The following is a 17,057-nucleotide window of genomic DNA, read 5'->3' as shown; positions in this document are numbered from 1 at the left end:
GGTGGAGCGGATGCCCTGACTGAACATCCGCAGTGTCACATTGCTGGAAAGATACATGGGCAGCCAGAAAATCAGTACCTCGGGCAGCGTGCACTTGATGACCATAAAGCCGAACACAGCAAACAAAATAGGCGACATGATGTAAATAAAGCGCTTAACAGGACCAAACCAATACCAGATGGAGGCCCAATAATTCGCCTTCTGGCCCATGGTCAATTTGGGCGTGAAAAGAATATGAAGCTTGCGCCCGGTTTGGATGCAGCCACGAGCCCAGCGGATTCGCTGTTGAATCAGGCTGGGCAGGTCCGTTGGGGAAAGGCCGCTGGCCAGCACTTCGTTGATGGCATAGCAAATGTACTTTTTCTTTTGCAGCAAGATGCCCGTGGCAAAATCCTCGGTGATGGCGCCCTGATAAAACCCGCCGATGTCCTCGATGGCGGCGCGACTGAGCACCGTATTAGAGCCTCCGTAAATCACGCTGTTGGAACGGTTGCGAGACACCTGAATATCCTTATAAAAATAGTCCTGTTCATTGGGGATTCTGTTCTCGGAGTAGAGAAAGAACTGGAACAGGTCCGGATTGTAAAAGCTCTGGGGCGTCTGGACAAAGCCCATGCGGATTTTATCCTTTTCGGATCGTGTTTTGTTTTTAAGCTCCGCGTCCACAAAATAGGGGACGCAATGCATCAGAAACTTTCTTTGAGGAATCATGTCCGCATCCAGTGTGACGATCAGGGACGATTTCGTCCGAGCCAGCGCGTTATTCAAGTTTCCGGCCTTGGCTCCCGTGTTTTCGCTGCGCCCGATGTAACGAACTTTCATCTCCCGAGCCAGTCTGCGGATCTCCGAACGGTTGCCGTCGTCGCACAGATATATATGCACCTTCTCCGGGTCTGGATACTCCATATATTTACAGCCGTTGACCGTCTTATACAGCAGCTCCTCCGGCTCGGAATAGGTGGCAATAAAAATGTCCACTTCGGGAAACAGCTCCGGCGGCACAACAGGCACCGGATGATTTTCAATGCGGTGCATATTAAAGTAATGCACCAGCGACTCCAGCGCGCCCAGCACCTCCACCGCCAGCAACGAAACGCCCGCAATAATGGAAATTGTACCGTATTCCAGCGGCAGAGTGTACCGTATGCGCCAATAGAGATAGACGGTATTCAGAATCACTGTGAGAAACATCCAGAGCCGGTTACGCAGCGCGCTGGCGTCTCCTCCTCTGGAAAAGGCGTTGGCGGCTTTTGGGGGATTGGCCTGGCGATTCTCGGCCTCCCGTTCAAGTATTGGCATATTGCTGCTCCTTATCCACGGGATACAGGCGGGTTAACGCCGTCCCGTCGCTGGAAAAATGAAGGGTTCCGTCCATGGTGTAGAGCAGCTCCGCTCCCACCTGATTGCAGGCCTCCCGAATGGCGCTGTCACTGCCTTCCGAAGCGCTCACAGCATACTGGGGCTTTAGCAGCTCGATCAGTGCCCCCGACGAGGGGCTGGCCCTGCCGTGGTGGGCTACCTCATAAAGCTGCACCTTTGGCCAGTGGACGCGCAGCAGTTCTCCCAGACGTTTTTCCTCCGCGTCTCCGGGAAACAGCATGTTGATTTCCCCGTGGCGCACCAGCACCCCCAAAGAATAGTTGTTGTCCTTGCGATACTGCCGCTCCAGCGGCGGATAGACGGTCATCCGCAGACTGCCGCAGGTAAAACTGCGGGGCCGCGAGGGATAGAGTGGGTTGATGCCAAGCTCTGAAAACGTCTTTTCCAGCGCCTCGGCCTTGTCGTTCTCCTTGGAATAGTAGGGCTGAATCACCGTGCCCACGGAGAATTCCGTCAGCACGGCAGGTGCGCCGCCAATGTGGTCCTGATCCGGATGGGTTAGAATCAGATAGTCAATGTGGGAAACGTCCTTCCCCCGCAGAAATTCCACGATGGCAGGTCCGTCCACAGCCTCCCCTGTATCCACCAGAATCACAACGTCTCCCTGACGGATCAGCGTGCAGTTGGCTTCGTGTTGGGTGGAGAGAAAGAATATCTCCGCCGAGCCATCCTCGGCGGGGGCGGCGTTGGCTTGCCATACCAGCCCAAACGCCCCGGCCAGCACGGCCAGAAACAGCAGCAGCCGCAGTGAAACGCTTACTTTTTTAATGGCCGTCATCCAAATCCCCCTCTCCTCTGCGGTTCACAAAAATATCGCATGATTTTAAAGCGGAACTACGCAGGCACGTCGATCAATCCATTTTATTAACTCCCGAAATTGCATAGTGCCTGAAGCTACTCCTCAAAAAACGGAAACATCGCAGCGCCGATGCTCTGGCTTTGGCAGGCCACCACAACGCAGTCATAACCGCCGCCGGAAACCATCCGCTCCACCTGCTGGGAGGAATTTGCGCTGATTTCCACCGCATCCACCCGCGCGCACATCAACGCCAGATACGCGGCGGTGGAAAAGAAATTCTCGTCGCACACCAGAAGCACCCGTGCCCCTGCCGGCAACTTGTGATTTACAATTTCCACCTGGGCCGTACGCTTTCCGTAATAGATGGAGAACAGATTCCCGGGCTCGCCCGCCAGTTCGTCCACGGCCGTGAAATCCAAAATGGTCTGGTCAAAGGTCCCTCGCCGACGTGTTGCATGATCGTTCTCATCCGTCAGCTTCACCGTCAAATCCGTGGAAAAGGACGGGCTGAGCGTTACGAAATCGTCCGTCTTGCTCCAATACACACCAGAGGCGCGGCCCTCGTTTCCAAGAAGTAAGTCGGGGTACAATGTCTCATCATAGCGGGCGGGGTCGGCCGCCCGCCCGCCGGGATCAAAGACGCGTCCAAGCAGATCCTCCATCCGCTGAGCAATACTTCCGGCGGCAAATTGGGCGGCCCGCGCCGTCCATTTAACATCTGTCCGATAATAATACGCGTCATAGGCCAGCGGCGCTTTCCGAAAGTTCTCGCGCAAATCCAGTGTGTCAACCCCAACGGCCATTAAATCAATGAACAACTCATCCAGATTGCGAAGACTTGCATAATCGGGCGTATAGCCGGCGGGAAATTGGTTGTCGCCCGGTGTCAGATTTCCCGAAGCACCCACGAACAACACTGACGCGCCTGTCTTTTCAGCGGCGGCACTCAGCCTTTCAAGCCGCTGGGCATATTCCATCACATCGGGGTCGGCGGCCTGATAGAGATTGGACCTATGCAAAAATCCCTCGTTGTCTTTGAGAATGTAAAAATCGCCGCTGGTCCGTCTGCCCTGGGCCACCAACGCGGCGGAATAGACGCGGTTTGCCATCTGCTTGGGGAGGTCGGCCCGAAGGCTTTTTTCCACGCTGCTTTGCAGCCCGCCCGGATTCAGCCGGTTTTCCCACAGGTCAAATTCTAAGGCGGTCCCCACCGCGTCATCTCCCCCGGCATGCAGGGCAAAGCCCCCGGTGGCCAGCAGAATGGGCAGCAGCAGTATACCTGCCACCCGCCGATATAGTTCCGTTTTGCCTGATTGTTTCATGCTGCCTCCTTACACCGTGACAGTTAAGCATGCGAACCGCGCGGCGGCTCACCGGACGAGAAACGCCAGGCAAAGCACCAGCAGTGCGACAAGACCTACCGAATAACCAATCGCCGCCACGGACCGCCACACTCGGCCCCGTCGCTCAAGAAACGCGGAAAGCCGCGCGGCAAAGGGCGTTGCAAACAGCACACCAAAAAACAGGGGTGCCCAATACTCCCGCAGAGCCGCGTAGAAAAAGCTGCTGGAGAAGGCGTTGTTTCCAAGGCCCAGCAAATCAATGAAAAACTGCCCCGCATGATAAAGCGTGGGGCTTTTCAGCAGGATAAAACCCACCGCCACCATCAGAAGGGTGTATACCCGGCGAAGTACCCCATCCGGCAGCCGCACCACAAGGCGGAAGGAATGCTCCGAAAGAAGCACCCCGAAGTTCCACACGCCCCAGATCAGAAACGTCCAATCAAACCCGTGCCACAGACCGAAGCAAAGCCACACCAGCGCAAGGCTGCGAATCACAATGTCTTGATTTTCCTGCCGGGGCATGGAACCGTACAGATACTTGCGAAACCAGCCCAAAGCCGTAATTTCCCAGCGCCGCCAAAAATCCGTCAGACTGTCCGCCTGAAAAGGGGCACGGACTTGCTCTGGCAGGGTAAAGCCGAACACCAGACCCAGCCCAATGGCCATATCCGCATAGCCGGACAGTTCATAATAAAACTGAAGGCACAGCGCCAGCAGCCCAAGCCAAACCAGCAGCACCGGCACCTGCACCACGGTGTTGTCCATGCTGGTCTGATTAAACACATAGTCCACCAGATAGGCCAGTTGGCCTGCAAGTAGAATCTTTTTCGAGAGGCCCAGCACAAAGCGGCATAGGCCACGGCTGATTTGCTCCACGCTGTGGGTCCGGTGGGTAAGTTGCCGCCGAAAATCGGCAAAGTCCACCAGAGGTCCCCCAGCCAACTTTGGGAAAAAGGCAAGATGCAGTCCCACATAGAAAGGATTCCGCTCCGCCGGAATATCTCCCCGATACACGTCCAGACAATAGCCCATTGACTGAAGCGTAAAAAAGGCCAGCCCCAACGGAAGTGCGGTGGGTAACGCAAAGGATGCTCCTTCCCCAGAGGGATACACAAGCGCCAGCACCGGACCTGCCAGCCGGAAAAACACCAGCAGCAGAAGATTTGTGACCACAGCCAGTCCCGTCACGCCGAAGCCGCTGTGACTGCGCGCTTTGCGCTGGCCAATCCACAGGCCCAGCGCCCAGATCCACAAAATCCAGATGGCCAGCACCGGCAGGTAGACCGTCTGCCCAAAGGCATAAAACACAAGGCTTGCCAGCAGCAGCACGCCGTTTTGCAAAGGGCGGGAAAACCAGCACAGATAATACAGTACGATACAGGCCGGCAGTCCGTATGCCAAAAATGCCAGACTGGAAGTCTCCATGAACAGCCTCCTATTTGCGGGATGCGTAATACGCGGAAACGGCAAACACCAGCATTGCCAGTAGCAGGGCCAAAGGCGTGTAAAGGGAAGCATCGGTGTTTATCTTGGCGGAATTTTCAAGCACGCTCAGATACGGGCCGATGGCCTCTCCATGCCGGGAGATGCTGGTTTTGATGCGGTAGATTTCCTGACGAAACTCGGAGGTATTGCGCACAAGTTTGCCGTCGTTTTGCATGCTGCGTCGGTTGAACGTGGTGTAGATATGCCCCCAGCGGGTCCACTCCCGGTCCACAGCGGGGCCAAGATAGTTCACAATGCCGTCCACCGTTTCATACAGCGTATCATCCGACAACGGCCCCCTGCGCAGCTGGGCATATCGCCGCTCCAGTCTGTCAAGGAAATCGTCGTCCATGGTCAAGCGGTCAAACCACGGCTGCGTCTGGAAGGCAGTTACCCCCCATTCCAGCGGCTCCGCGATATAATTGTCCAGTGCGCCGTCCAAATCCCACACCGGGCCCATGTGCAGCTTTCCGCCCACTTCCTTGTACATATACGTGGAGTTTTTACCCGCATCGTAGCTTCCGAAAAATTCGTTAAACAGAAAATAATCTACAAACGAATCCACATCGATATAGCGGGAATAGGTGGCAAAAACCTCGGGGTCATCGGAATATAGCACCTTCTCTATGCGGCTCAGATCCTCCGTGACATACTCGATTGCCTCCGGTGTTGCGTTTTTCTGCGTGGGATAGATCAGGCCCAACCGGGCCTCTTTGGAGGGGCCTGCCGTCGCCCAAGTGTCCAGAATAATTTCATCCTCTGCCGCCCGGTCCCGCCGCACGATATAGGATGGAAATTTATCCGTGCTTTTGGCATCGGAAATATCCACCCGCTCCGGTCCCTGTTTGACGCTTTCAATCAGCAGATATACGCCCTCATAATGGTACTGCCCATTTTCATAATAGAGTACCTCGCAATAGCGGGAATCCGGTGTGTAAGGCATAAATGCGGCGGCCATACGGTATGAGAGATAGTTGCGCATCATGCTTTTGTCCGCCATAGAGCCGTTCAGCACCCATTCGGATTCTGCGCCCATACCCATTAAATCCAGCTCGTTGTCCTGCCCGGACTCCGTCACCAGTTTCACCAGATACTGGGCCTTTTCATAAAGCATGGAGCTGTTTCCCCGACGCTTAAGGCGCATGTCGCTGACATATGACGCCTTGTCATACAGCGTGTTTACGTCTCCGGTGTCGATGACACGCAGGGTCCCTGCCCGGTAAGGTTCCACACCCGCAATGGGGCTGAAGGTGCCATCCTTTTCCTGCTTCATGCTGATGGGCGGACGCTCATTCCCCGTGTCCAGAATCACCAGCGGCAATCTGGAGGAAAATTGCTTGTCCACTGCCCAATCTTCCAAAGAAATCCCCTGCATCGCATCTTCCACAAGAGGTATCGGGGTCAAGGGCAGGTCATAGGCCTCTCCCTGCGTCTGCCGCTTTGCCAGCGTGCCCAGCAGGCTCAGGCCCACCACCGCCGCCAGCAGCAGCGCGATTCCCACGATGGCGGTTTTTCGCTCATTTCTCATGGCACGGCCTAGCGGTTAATCTCGTCGTTCTGGCTAACCAGATTGACCGCCGTCATCCCTTCCAGTTTGCCAAGCTGCAGCGTCAAAGAGCCAAATTTCTGGTCCGCTTGCCGGACCTGTTTTTCGGAAAGCTCGTATATGTACTCCAACGTGTCCCGGGCGGTATTTTTGACCCGGAAGCGGGCCTTTCCACCGAAAATCTGCCCCACGGCCTTTTCCAGCTCCTCCTCCGCGGCTCTGTCGCCCCGCAGCACCAGGAGATACCGGTCGTTGCTCTTCAACGCGCCGAACAGGAGCATGAACAAGAAGATCACGCCCGAGCCGATGGCGGAAATCAGATACTCCTGTACCCCACAGCAAATGCCCACAGCCACTGCCCAGAAGATATACGCGGTGTCCCGCGGGTCCTTGATGGCAGTGCGGAAGCGCACAATGGACAGCGCACCCACCATCCCCAAAGACAGAGCAATGTTGTTGCCGATGACGTTCATCACCAATGTGGTAATCAGGGCGAGCATAATCAGCGACACGTTAAACTTCGCACTGTATACCGTCGCGGTGTGGGACACGCGGTAGGAAAGGTAAATCACTACGCCCAAAAGGCCCGCAATCAAAAAATTCAACAAAATATCCTGCAAGGTCAGCGCACCAGTGTTTGCCGCCAACAAGGCCAAAAGTTCTTCTTTCATAGCATCGTATCCTTTTCCTATCATTTAAGGGCGTCTTCGCCCTCGGAGCGCTTATCCAGCTGTGTGGCTAATCTGACGGGACATCACGTATTTACTGTATGACACCGGAAGCTTTCCCACACTCTCCAGCAAATCCCGAATGTAACTAAATAGAAAGCGGTTGAATTTCACTTCCATGGTCACGTCGTCCGGAGCACCCACAGGGTAGAGAAAATCTTTCTCATCAAATAGGGCCGGGATTCCCTCCCCGGCCATCAAATACCGGTCGAAGGTAATCCGAATGTCGTTTGATGGCACCACAAAGGCATAGCGCCGGTATTCCACAGTGCAAACAGGTCGGTACAGTTCCTCAACCATTAGGCGGTAAAGCTGCTGTGCCAGCGGCTGATCCAGAGCGGCAAGCGGGCTGCAATCGCCCCGAATCAGCCGCTCTGCCGCTTCCCGGGGTAACATAAGGGACTGCTTTCGCTGCCACACGCCGTCCTTTTCCTTCAGTTCCAGCTTAGCCACGGTGGCAGTGGGCGAATAAACTCGCAGGCGCACTTTTTTCCGGTGCTCCAGCCCGTCCTCTTTCTCCTCATAATCGCAGTTGCGCAGAGTGTCGAAATACAGTGAACGCACGGCGTACCCATCAGACCCGTTGTTTGCGTCGCCGGGCAGAACCTGAGAAAACAGTTGCTGCGCCCGCAGGGATTCCGCCAAAGAAATCCGGTATTTTAATTCGCGCCTGCGCACATCCAGCGTCTCACTCACGGTTGCATCTCTCCCCTCTTCGAGATCCGGCTCAGGTAAAGTTCCTTCCGCCAAGGAGAGAAACAGCCTGTCTTCTTTTTTCCATTATAAAGTATTTTCCCTAAAGAAACAACCACACTTTTCAATCTAGAAAGTATTACCTGCACGGTTAACGCAAACTTTTCCAGAAAAAGAGGCGGCCGGTCAAAAGACCAGCCGCCTGATAGCAGCACGTGCGGAAGGATGCGGGGATGCGGGAATTGTAACCGGAGTTCGGATGCATTACAGACGGAGCTTTTCCGGCTGCTTCCCATCCAGCGCCTCTTCCAGCGTATGCCATGCCAGCACCGCGCATTTCACCCGGGCGGGCATACGGGAAATCCCCTGTAAGGCCACGGCGTCCTCCAGCTCTTCCAGCCGGGCTTCGTCCGCCACCTCCCCCTTAATCATGCCGAAGAAGAGATGCAGCAGCTCGCGCGCGTCCTCCACCGTCCGGCCCCTGACCAGATCAATCATCAGCGAAGCGGAAGCCTGCGAAATTGCGCAGCCATCTCCCGTAAAGCCAGCGTCTTCAATCACGCCCTCTTTTACCCGCAGCTCTAAAACAATGTCGTCCCCGCAGCTTGGGTTCACGCCCTCTAAAGCGATGGTTGCATTCTCCACCTTGCGGCGGTTTTGGGGTGCGCGGCTGTTTTCCACAATAATTTGATTGTACAGGGCGTTAAGTTCCAAGGCCCATCCACCTCCTGACGTTTTCCACACTGTTTAAAAAGGTGTCCACGTCTTCTTCCGTGTTGTACACAGCGAAGCTGGCCCGGGCGCAGGCGGCGATGCCCAGAAACTCCATCAGCGGCTGGGCACAGTGATGTCCAGCCCGGACCGCAATGCCGTCCGCATCCAGAATCGTGGCGGTATCATGGGGATGAACGCCATCCACATTGAAAGAAATCACGCCGCATCGTCTCTCTGGGACAGGATCGCCGTATACCGTTACGTGAGGAATCGCGGTCAGGCCCCTCAGCACCCGGGCCGTCAGGGCCTTTTCATGGGCTTGAATCTGTTCCCAGCCAAGAGTGTCCAGAAACCGGATGGCAGCTTCCAGGCCCACCTCGCCGCCCACATTGCGGGTTCCCGCCTCAAAGCAGCGGGGAATTTCGGCGTACGTAACGCTTTGCTCGTGTACCGAAGCAATCATATCGCCGCCGCTGAGAAAGGGCGGCATTTTTTCCAGCAGCTCCTTTTTCCCATACAGCGCACCGACACCCATGGGGGCGTAGAGCTTATGCCCCGAAAAGGCGGCAAAGTCCACGTCCAGCGCCTTCACATCCACCGGAAGATGGGGCGCGCTCTGGGCGCAGTCCAGCACCACCACCGCGCCCACGGCGCGAGCTCTGCGGACAATGGAGCTCACCGGGACTTCCAGCCCCAGAACATTTGAAACCTGCGCAATCGCCACAAGGCGGGTGCGGTCTGTAATTTTCCGGTCCATCTCTTCCTCGCTCAGTCGGCCATCGGGGCCGGGATAGAAATACACCAGCTTTGCGCCGGTGGCCTTGGCCACCCGCTGCCACGGAACCACGTTGCTGTGATGCTCCGCCACGGAAAGGGCGATTTCATCCCCCGCCTTCAAAAATTCCAAGCCATAGCTGTACGCCACCAGATTCAGGCTTTCTGTGGTATTCTGCGTGAAGATAACCTCTTCCGGCGCGGCGTGAAGGAAGCGAGCCACTCCCGCCCGGGCATTTTCATGGGCGTCTGTGGCGCGAACACCCAACTCGTACACGCCCCGATGGGGGTTGGCGTTGTCCTGACGGTAGTAATCCTCCACCGCCTTCAATACAGACAGCGGCTTTTGGGTGGTGGCGGCGTTGTCGAGATAAATCAGGCGCTTTCCGTTTTCCGGCACGGTTAAGATGGGAAACTGTTTTTGCAGTTCGTTCATAGTTGACCCAGTCTCCTTCCAATGTTGTCAAGAATTTCCGCGCGCAGCGCCTCGTCCGGAATTTGATCCAGCACCGGGGCAAAGCGCGCCTCCACCATCAGATGCTTAGCCTGCGCGAGGGAAAGGCCCCGGGAGCAAAGGTAATAAAGCTGCTGCTCTTCAAACCGGCCCACGGTGGCGGCGTGCTGCCCCTCCACCAGTTCTTCGCCGCACAAAATCAGCGGCGCAGTGCGGTTGCGGGCGGTGGGGCTGAGCAGCAGCACTGTTTCGTTCTCATGTCCCACGGCGCGAACAGCCCCCTGACGAAAATCAATGGTACCCCGCAGGATTTTTCGGCTCCGGCCCCCCAGCACTCCGGCGGTGCATAACTCGCTGTGGGTTTCCTTGCCGGTGTGAATCACGAGATCATTAAAGTCAAGCGACTGTTCTCCGTCTCCAAAATAGGCGGTATCCAGACTGTATTCCGCGGCCTGGCCCTCCAGTTGAATCCGTGTTCCGCAGGCGGCCACTCCGCCGCCCAGCACGGCTCGGATCACTTCCACCCGTGCACCCTTGGCGACTCGCGCACCCACGGCGCTCCAGCTTCGGCTGTCGGTTTCCAGCAGTTGAATCTGAATGAAACGCACCACTGCGCCGGGCTGTGCGTCAATCTGGGTCAAATCCGCCGCCGCGCCGTGGTCCGCTCCTCCCCGAAGCACCTGCACCACGGTGAGGGCGCTTCCCTCTTCGGCGGAAACACCCCAGTGGGTGACAGCAGCGCTTTGTTCAGGACTCAGCGTCCGGGTCAGCACCAGAGGCGCGGCGGTTTTGCCGTTCTGTGCCCGCAGATAGCAAACGGTATCCGCGTGGTCCAGAACAAATCGGTCCACCGTCTCGCCCATACCGCTTGGAATGGACGCGACCGTCTCCGGCAAAGCGGAAAGCAGCTCCACACCCTCCGGCAATTCCCCGTTATAGGGCAGGGGCAAACTCTTGCGGGCGTCCAACTCCGGCAGCGCCGCGCTGTCCTCCGCCTGATTCACGCCGGTCCAGCTCCACGTTGGAACCGGCAGACGGTTGATTGCACTGTTCATGTTTCGGTTCCTCCTTTCAGCCGATGCTGCCTTTCATTTCAAGATGGATGAGATTGTTCATCTCCACCGCGTATTCCAAGGGCAGCTCCTTGGCAATGGGCTCGGCAAAGCCGCCCACGATCAGAGCGCGGGCGTCCTCCTCGGCAAGCCCCCGGCTCATCAGGTAAAAAATGGCCTCTTCGCTGATGCGGCCGATTTTGGCCTCGTGTCCCACATCCACCTGATCGCAGCGAATATCCATCACTGGCACTGTGTCGGAACGAGAATGGCTGTCCAACATCAGCGACTCGCAGGAGACGGAGGACTTGCTCCCCTCGGCCTCCGGGGTCACGGTGACGGCGCTGCGGAAGGTGGAAATCCCCCCGTCCCGGGAAATGGACTTGGTGGTGATGTGAGAAGTAGTATTGGGTGCGGCGTGAAGCACCTTCACGCCGGTGTCTAAGTTTTGATCCGCTCCGGCAAAAGTAATGCCGGTGAACTCCATCCGGGAGCGTTCGCCCTTCAGGACGCTCATGGGGTATAGATAGGACGTATGCGAACCAAAGGAGCCGGACACCCACTCCACGGTACCTCCCTCCTCCACCAGCGCCCGCTTGGTATTTAGGTTGTACATATTTTTGGACCAATTTTCAATGGTGGAATACCGCATCCGGGCATTCTTACCCACATACAGCTCCACGCATCCGGCATGGAGGTTTGCCACGCTGTATTTGGGGGCGGAGCACCCTTCAATAAAGTGCAGATAGGCCCCCTCGCCCACGATGATGAGGGTATGCTCGAACTGGCCCGCTCCCGGCGCATTGAGCCGGAAGTAAGACTGCAGCGGAATCTCCACCGACACACCGGGCGGCACATAGACGAAGGAGCCGCCGGACCAGACCGCCCCATGCAGCGCAGCAAATTTATGGTCGGTGGGCGGAACCAGCCGCATGAAGTGCTTGCGGACCAGTTCGGCATAGGGCCCGGTGAGGGCGCTTTCCATGTCGGTATAGACCACACCCTGCGCAGCAACCTCCGCCCGGACATTGTGATAAACCACCTCGGAATCATACTGCGCGCCCACTCCCGCAAGGGACTTGCGCTCTGCCTTAGGAATACCAAGGCGCTCAAAGGTGTTTTTGATATCCTCGGGCACGTCAGCCCACTTGCCCTGCATGGCGGTTTTGGGCCGGACATAGGTGACAATATGCTCCATGTCCAGCTCGTCCAGAGGAGGACCCCATGCGGGAAGAGACAGTTCATTATATGTCCGCAGCGCCTTTAGGCGGAAAAGCCGCATCCACTCGGGGTCGTGCTTTTCCTCCGAAATTTTCTGCACGATTGCGGATGTCAGGCCGGAATCCACTTCAAAGGAGGGGTCCACCCGGTCCTTAATGTCATAGACGCTGCGGTCCATCGCTTCCACGCGAGTCTTTTCCTGATCAAAGCGGCTCATGAACCCCCGCCTCCTTTTTCAGCTCGCCAAAGCCTCCCGCCGTAATTTCGGAAACCAGCTCGGCCCCTCCCGTGCGGGCAATTCGTCCGCCCTCCAAAATGTGAACCGCGTCAATGTCCAGTCCCTCCAGAATTTTGGCGCTGTGAGTGATAATCAGCAGAGCGTTTTGTTTCGAGCGGAAGGCCCTGATTCCCTGCGTCACGGTACGCACCGCGTCCACGTCCAGACCGGAATCGGTTTCATCCAGCATGGCAAGCTTGGGGTGAAGCATCAGCATCTGCAAAATCTCCGCTTTCTTTTTCTCTCCGCCGGAAAAGCCCACGTTCAAGTACCGGTCGGCGTAGGACGCATTCATGTCCAGCGCGGCCATCTGCTGGCGCAGCTCCTTGCGAAACAGCAAAACCTTGGGCGGTTTTCCGTCCACCGCGCCCCGAGCGGTGCGCAAAAAGTTTTCCAATGTAACGCCGGGAATCTCCTCCGGTGCCTGGAAGGAGAGAAACGCGCCCGCCCGCGCACGGGCGTCCGCCTTTTCCTCCGTTATGTCACGGCCCTCCAGAAGAATGCGGCCCCGTCGGACCTCATAGCGTGGATCCCCCATCACTGCGGAAACCAACGTGGATTTTCCCGTTCCGTTGGGGCCCATCAGCACGTGAAGCTCACCCGGACGAATCGTCAGATTGACGCCGTCCAAAATCATCTTATCCTCCACGGACACACTCAGATCCTGCAATTCAAGCAACGGTCTGTTCATCTATTTCGACCTCCTTACCGCCTGTTGGGCGGTCAAATTATTGGGAATACTGGCTTTTCTTTATACTATACCAATTTACTATGAAATGCAACCTGTATGCTTCAAAAATTCGACGAAATTCAAAAAGTTAACAAAAGAACAGAGTGCCCTTACAGGACATTTGAGTCCTGTAAGGGCACTTTGGTCATTCGTTTTTCGCGATATATTTGGTTACGCCTTCTAAATCCGATTCTCTGTAAATGTGATATGCGGGGTAGTGGGTGTCGACAAACAGTTCAAACCCAAGCGCCGCGGCCCGGACGCAAAAAAACCTGTCCTCCCCTTTGAGGATGCGCAGGTTTTCAATTTGCCTAAACCGCACGCCTTTTAAGAGGGCAGCGCGCGAGATCAGTGTGCAGGCACCCAGACCTCCCACTTTATACAGACCCGGAATTTGCAGCCCGCTTAAAAATGTCAACCTTCTGAGCGCCTTTTCACTGTCGTTGAGGTTCTCGGTCTGCTGAGAAGGCACAAGGGTGTACTGGTCGTATAGCCACACATTGGGCAGCGGCACGGATTGCGGCGTCCATTTTGTCCAAAATATCTCGCTGACGATATCCTTGCCGCAGGTAAGCAGATGCTTTATCAACTGCTTATTTATCAAAAGGTCGGAATCAATCAGGAAAATATAGTCAAACTCATTTTCAATTGCATATTCAATGATCCTGTCCTTATATTCCCCCACCGTGTTCATAAGTTCGTCATTCCAGTAATGAGAAACCTCGGTGCATTGATACATGTTTAGCTGTTTTCCCGGAATCGTCTTCACATTGTCGTTTCGACGCCCGAAATCCTTCAATAGTGCCTTTGAAGCTTCGTACGTATTGTCGTCCACAAACATATACTCGATATGCAGACCATCCTTATCCGCCCTGTCCAACGACTCTAAAAATTCGTGCAGAATATTTGGCTTTTGACAGATCGGCGACCCTATTAATACTTTCGATTGAGCAATCTCCATTTAAAACCTCATTCCACCGCAATGCGTCAGCGCGAGTCACCCCGAAAAATTGCGGACGGCGGTATTTATTGCCTGTCGTAGCTTATTATATGTCAATCCACTTCTCCGGGTCACTGTGATTGCCGCCCCCGCTCACCAAAGCAATTAACCCTTTCAAAAATCGTCGCTATTTTGCGTTTTCCAACGGAAACGTAACCCGCCATTGCCCCTCTGTTTTCATTCCTGAAGTTACGAAATTTCCGTACAGCGAATATTCTGCAAGCTCCTCCTGGGGAATGTCGAAGACGTATTCATGATAATCAATGCGCCCGGGCTGCTCATATTGGTTGGAAAAAGAAAAACTGAAATTGCAGTCAACTTGAGTGCCGGTTTTGCTTTGTAAATAAAATGCGCCATGATGATCATTGTCCAGCGGGTCTTTCACGGCAGTTTGAATATGCAGCTTTCCGTCAATATAGGCAATTCCCGTTAGGTCTATCCCGTCAATAGGGAACGCTTCCATCGGGTCAGAAGGAATTAGGGCAATAGGATTCTTCTCAAAATCTAAATAGCTTTGATAGTCCTTGCCGCCGCCCCCGTTGGGCGATACCGTTTGCGTTTGCTCGACGGCAGGAATACCGGAAAGCCCAATCGGGATTTCTACACCCTCATATTTATTTTTATGGCTTAAAAATTCCCGTACAGAAAACGTAATCTTATCACCGGCGATATTTTGGCTGCCCCACTCGTCTATTGTAATTAGAAACATCGCTGTTTTGGTATCTTCTTCATACCCTGCCAATTCGCAATGGGCAGAGCTGTCAAAGGACCGATTGATGGAATAGCTGTCAAACAGGTCGGTGGTTCCATCAATGCGATCTCCGGTCAGATCCCGCATGGTGACATATATTTCCGCTGTCTCATCATGAATATATGCGGAAACCACCTCCATCTTGACGCCGTTGTCTTCGCTTGATGTTTGTATGGGCATAAAAAATTGGGCTGTACTAGGAGACACCATGTACATCAACCGATAGATCGGGTCGACCGTCGCAGCAAGCACCGGCATTGCAAGCGTCAGGCAAATGCATAGGGCTGCTAACGCCATAGCGGACCTTTTCAGACACACATTTTTTCTGTTTTTCGTATGCTTTTGGACATGTGCCGCGTTTAAAACAACTTGCAGCAATTCGGCATTCGGTTGAATCTGCGCATTCATATGACTGTATCTTTCCTTAAACATCGTACTCCTCCTTTAAAAGGATTTTTAGTAGCGCCCTTGCGCGGGTAAGCTGCGTCCTTACGGTGTAATGTTTCCGGTTTAATACCTGGGCAATTTCTTCGGTAGACAGATCTTCATAGTAAAACAAATGAATCACCTCTCGATATTTGGGGGGCAACTGCTGTAATTCGTCATAGAGGTCTATGTCTTCCTTTGTCTCAAATGGCAGGGATTCCGCCAAGGGAACTGTCTTCTTTTTCCATGCGGAGCCCCACAGCTTTTTGGAGCAGTTGACCGTCACTTTGATAAACCATGCTTTTCTGTGGTCCTCATTTTCAAAGACCGGCTGCTTTTTTATATAGCGTAGGAAGACTTCCTGAAATAGTTCATCCGCATCGTAGGTGGTCCCTGTCCTTGCAAAGGCAAGGCGGTACACCATATTGCTATAAACCCTGATCACTTCTTCAACGCAATCATCCCCACATAACGATTGTGGTTTCATATCTAACCTCCTCCTTTCAACAGTAACACCTATGTACTGGCCAAAATGCTACACGCCGTGATAAAAACATTTGGTTTGCAATCAGATTCCTGAGCTGCACTACTGATTATAGCATCTTAAAAGTCCTCAGAGATACTGACGTGATTTTCAAACAGCAAAAGCCGCCACTCCACGGTGTGGAATGGCGGCTTTTAAATGAAGTGATTTCCCCGGGCATTGCCCTCAGCGCACCGAAAAGCGGTACTGCGTAGTCTGGTGGTATCGTTTGCCTTTGTGCAGCACAGCGCTGGGAAAACCGGGATGGTGAGGCGCATCTGGATAGCCCTGGGTTTCCAGACAGAAGGCCCAGCGTTTTGCATAGGAGGCGCCCCCCTTCCCCGCCGGACAGCCATCCAGATAGTTTCCGGAGTAGAACTGAATCCCGGGTTGGGTGGTCAGCACCTCCAAAACGATGCCCGTTCCTGGCCCGTAAGCTGTGGCAGCGGGGCGCAGGGAGCCTGGTTCTCCGTCCACAGCCCAGTTGTGGTCGTACCCCTTCGCAAAGGCAAGCTGTGCAAAGGAGTCGTCCACCAATGTGCCGATTGGCATAGGGCTTCTTAAATCCATCGGGGTATGCTCCACCGAGGCAAGCTCTCCCGTGGGAATGGAATGCGGATCAGTGGGGGTATAGCGAGAGGCTGAAATCTGGATTTCCTGACTGAGCACCGGTCCGCTGTCGTGTCCATTGAGATTAAAATAAGCGTGGTTGGTCAGATTGCAAAGCGTATCCCGGTCGCATTCCGCCCGGTATTCAATGGTTAAACCGCTGTGCTCTAAGCGGTAGGTCACCTGAACGGAAAGATTTCCAGGGTAATTTTCCTGCCCGTCCGGGCTGATCAGGGAGAGGACCAGCGTGTCGGAAGAAGCTTTCTCCACAGTCCAGACTTGCTTATCAAAACCCGTCATGCCGCCGTGGAGATGATTCTCTCCGTCGTTGGCAAACAGCGGATAGTTCGTTCCGTCCAGCTCAAAGGCCGCGCCGCCGATGCGGTTGGCAAACCGGCCGATGAGCGCACCGATGTATTTGTCCTGCCTGCGATAGTCCTCTAGCGTGTCAAAGCCCAGAATCACATCTACAATAGACCCGCTGCGGTCCGGCACTCGAAGAGAGCGCAATGCACCGCCGTAGGTTAAAATGTCACAGGACAGTGCCCCGCA

At 54.8% G+C, this 17,057-nt stretch carries 16 protein-coding genes; all 16 read right to left on the bottom strand.

The window, feature by feature from the left end:
- The coding region (locus RT018_RS09220) for a cellulose synthase catalytic subunit (RefSeq protein ID WP_312941278.1) at positions 1–1,299 on the bottom strand (1,299 nt) is incomplete at its 3' end.
- Positions 1,286–2,158 carry an MBL fold metallo-hydrolase gene (locus tag RT018_RS09215; protein WP_312941275.1) on the bottom strand — a complete coding sequence of 291 codons (873 nt, stop codon included), beginning with the start codon at positions 2,156–2,158 and terminating at the stop codon, positions 1,286–1,288. The genes RT018_RS09215 and RT018_RS09220, both read right to left, overlap by 14 nt.
- Positions 2,159–2,274: 116 nt before the next feature.
- On the bottom strand, positions 2,275–3,501 hold the full coding sequence (locus RT018_RS09210) for an alginate O-acetyltransferase AlgX-related protein (RefSeq protein ID WP_312941272.1): 1,227 nt from the start codon (positions 3,499–3,501) through the stop codon (positions 2,275–2,277).
- A gap of 48 nt (positions 3,502–3,549) precedes the next feature.
- Positions 3,550–4,947 carry an MBOAT family O-acyltransferase gene (locus RT018_RS09205; RefSeq protein WP_312941269.1) on the bottom strand — a complete coding sequence of 466 codons (1,398 nt, stop codon included), beginning with the start codon at positions 4,945–4,947 and terminating at the stop codon, positions 3,550–3,552.
- Positions 4,948–4,957: 10 nt separating this feature from the next.
- Positions 4,958–6,535, bottom strand: a complete 1,578-nt coding sequence (locus RT018_RS09200) for a CotH kinase family protein (RefSeq protein ID WP_312941266.1) — start codon at positions 6,533–6,535, stop codon at positions 4,958–4,960.
- A gap of 8 nt (positions 6,536–6,543) precedes the next feature.
- Positions 6,544–7,224 carry a DUF4956 domain-containing protein gene (locus tag RT018_RS09195; protein WP_312941263.1) on the bottom strand — a complete coding sequence of 227 codons (681 nt, stop codon included), beginning with the start codon at positions 7,222–7,224 and terminating at the stop codon, positions 6,544–6,546.
- A 51-nt stretch (positions 7,225–7,275) separates the two neighbouring features.
- The gene (locus RT018_RS09190; protein WP_312941260.1) at positions 7,276–7,977 is read right to left on the bottom strand and encodes a polyphosphate polymerase domain-containing protein; all 702 of its coding nucleotides are present in this window, start codon (positions 7,975–7,977) and stop codon (positions 7,276–7,278) included.
- A 261-nt stretch (positions 7,978–8,238) separates the two neighbouring features.
- Positions 8,239–8,688, bottom strand: coding sequence for a Fe-S cluster assembly sulfur transfer protein SufU (sufU, locus tag RT018_RS09185; RefSeq protein WP_312941258.1), 450 nt, complete (start codon positions 8,686–8,688; stop codon positions 8,239–8,241).
- Positions 8,678–9,898 (bottom strand): cysteine desulfurase, encoded by a 1,221-nt coding sequence (locus RT018_RS09180; protein WP_312941255.1) that lies wholly within the window; start codon positions 9,896–9,898, stop codon positions 8,678–8,680. Before RT018_RS09180 ends, sufU begins: the two co-directional genes overlap by 11 nt.
- Positions 9,895–10,971 (bottom strand): SufD family Fe-S cluster assembly protein, encoded by a 1,077-nt coding sequence (locus RT018_RS09175; protein WP_312941253.1) that lies wholly within the window; start codon positions 10,969–10,971, stop codon positions 9,895–9,897. Before RT018_RS09175 ends, RT018_RS09180 begins: the two co-directional genes overlap by 4 nt.
- A 16-nt stretch (positions 10,972–10,987) precedes the next feature.
- Positions 10,988–12,406, bottom strand: a complete 1,419-nt coding sequence (gene sufB, locus RT018_RS09170) for a Fe-S cluster assembly protein SufB (protein ID WP_312941252.1) — start codon at positions 12,404–12,406, stop codon at positions 10,988–10,990.
- Positions 12,393–13,157 carry a Fe-S cluster assembly ATPase SufC gene (gene sufC, locus RT018_RS09165; RefSeq protein WP_312941251.1) on the bottom strand — a complete coding sequence of 255 codons (765 nt, stop codon included), beginning with the start codon at positions 13,155–13,157 and terminating at the stop codon, positions 12,393–12,395. Before sufC ends, sufB begins: the two co-directional genes overlap by 14 nt.
- Positions 13,158–13,341: 184 nt before the next feature.
- Complete coding sequence (locus tag RT018_RS09160; protein ID WP_312941250.1) at positions 13,342–14,157, bottom strand: hypothetical protein; 816 nt, start codon at positions 14,155–14,157, stop codon at positions 13,342–13,344.
- A 166-nt stretch (positions 14,158–14,323) separates the two neighbouring features.
- Complete coding sequence (locus RT018_RS09155) at positions 14,324–15,379, bottom strand: hypothetical protein (protein WP_312941248.1); 1,056 nt, start codon at positions 15,377–15,379, stop codon at positions 14,324–14,326.
- The gene (locus RT018_RS09150; RefSeq protein ID WP_312941245.1) at positions 15,372–15,860 is read right to left on the bottom strand and encodes a sigma-70 family RNA polymerase sigma factor; all 489 of its coding nucleotides are present in this window, start codon (positions 15,858–15,860) and stop codon (positions 15,372–15,374) included. Before RT018_RS09150 ends, RT018_RS09155 begins: the two co-directional genes overlap by 8 nt.
- Before the next feature lie 222 nt (positions 15,861–16,082).
- On the bottom strand, positions 16,083–17,057 hold a 975-nt coding region (locus RT018_RS09145; RefSeq protein WP_312941242.1), incomplete at its 5' end, for an aldose epimerase family protein.

The sequence above is a fragment of the Oscillibacter sp. genome (assembly GCF_032060045.1).
In the GTDB taxonomy this organism is placed as follows: domain Bacteria; phylum Bacillota; class Clostridia; order Oscillospirales; family Oscillospiraceae; genus Oscillibacter.
Note: the sequence above shows the minus strand (reverse complement) of the source record. Positions and strands in the feature narration are given on the sequence as shown.

Bases quoted from the DNA above. Each gene is read 5' to 3' on its own strand.
- RT018_RS09200 (WP_312941266.1), bottom strand. From the start codon at position 6,535: ATGAGAAATGAGCGAAAAACCGCCATCGTGGGAATCGCGCTGCTGCTG.
- RT018_RS09215 (WP_312941275.1), bottom strand. From the start codon at position 2,158: ATGACGGCCATTAAAAAAGTAAGCGTTTCACTGCGGCTGCTGCTGTTT.
- RT018_RS09150 (WP_312941245.1), bottom strand. From the start codon at position 15,860: ATGAAACCACAATCGTTATGTGGGGATGATTGCGTTGAAGAAGTGATC.
- RT018_RS09205 (WP_312941269.1), bottom strand. From the start codon at position 4,947: ATGGAGACTTCCAGTCTGGCATTTTTGGCATACGGACTGCCGGCCTGT.
- RT018_RS09175 (WP_312941253.1), bottom strand. From the start codon at position 10,971: ATGAACAGTGCAATCAACCGTCTGCCGGTTCCAACGTGGAGCTGGACC.
- RT018_RS09155 (WP_312941248.1), bottom strand. From the start codon at position 15,379: ATGTTTAAGGAAAGATACAGTCATATGAATGCGCAGATTCAACCGAAT.
- sufC (WP_312941251.1), bottom strand. From the start codon at position 13,157: ATGAACAGACCGTTGCTTGAATTGCAGGATCTGAGTGTGTCCGTGGAG.
- sufB (WP_312941252.1), bottom strand. From the start codon at position 12,406: ATGAGCCGCTTTGATCAGGAAAAGACTCGCGTGGAAGCGATGGACCGC.
- RT018_RS09180 (WP_312941255.1), bottom strand. From the start codon at position 9,898: ATGAACGAACTGCAAAAACAGTTTCCCATCTTAACCGTGCCGGAAAAC.
- RT018_RS09195 (WP_312941263.1), bottom strand. From the start codon at position 7,224: ATGAAAGAAGAACTTTTGGCCTTGTTGGCGGCAAACACTGGTGCGCTG.
- RT018_RS09210 (WP_312941272.1), bottom strand. From the start codon at position 3,501: ATGAAACAATCAGGCAAAACGGAACTATATCGGCGGGTGGCAGGTATA.
- RT018_RS09160 (WP_312941250.1), bottom strand. From the start codon at position 14,157: ATGGAGATTGCTCAATCGAAAGTATTAATAGGGTCGCCGATCTGTCAA.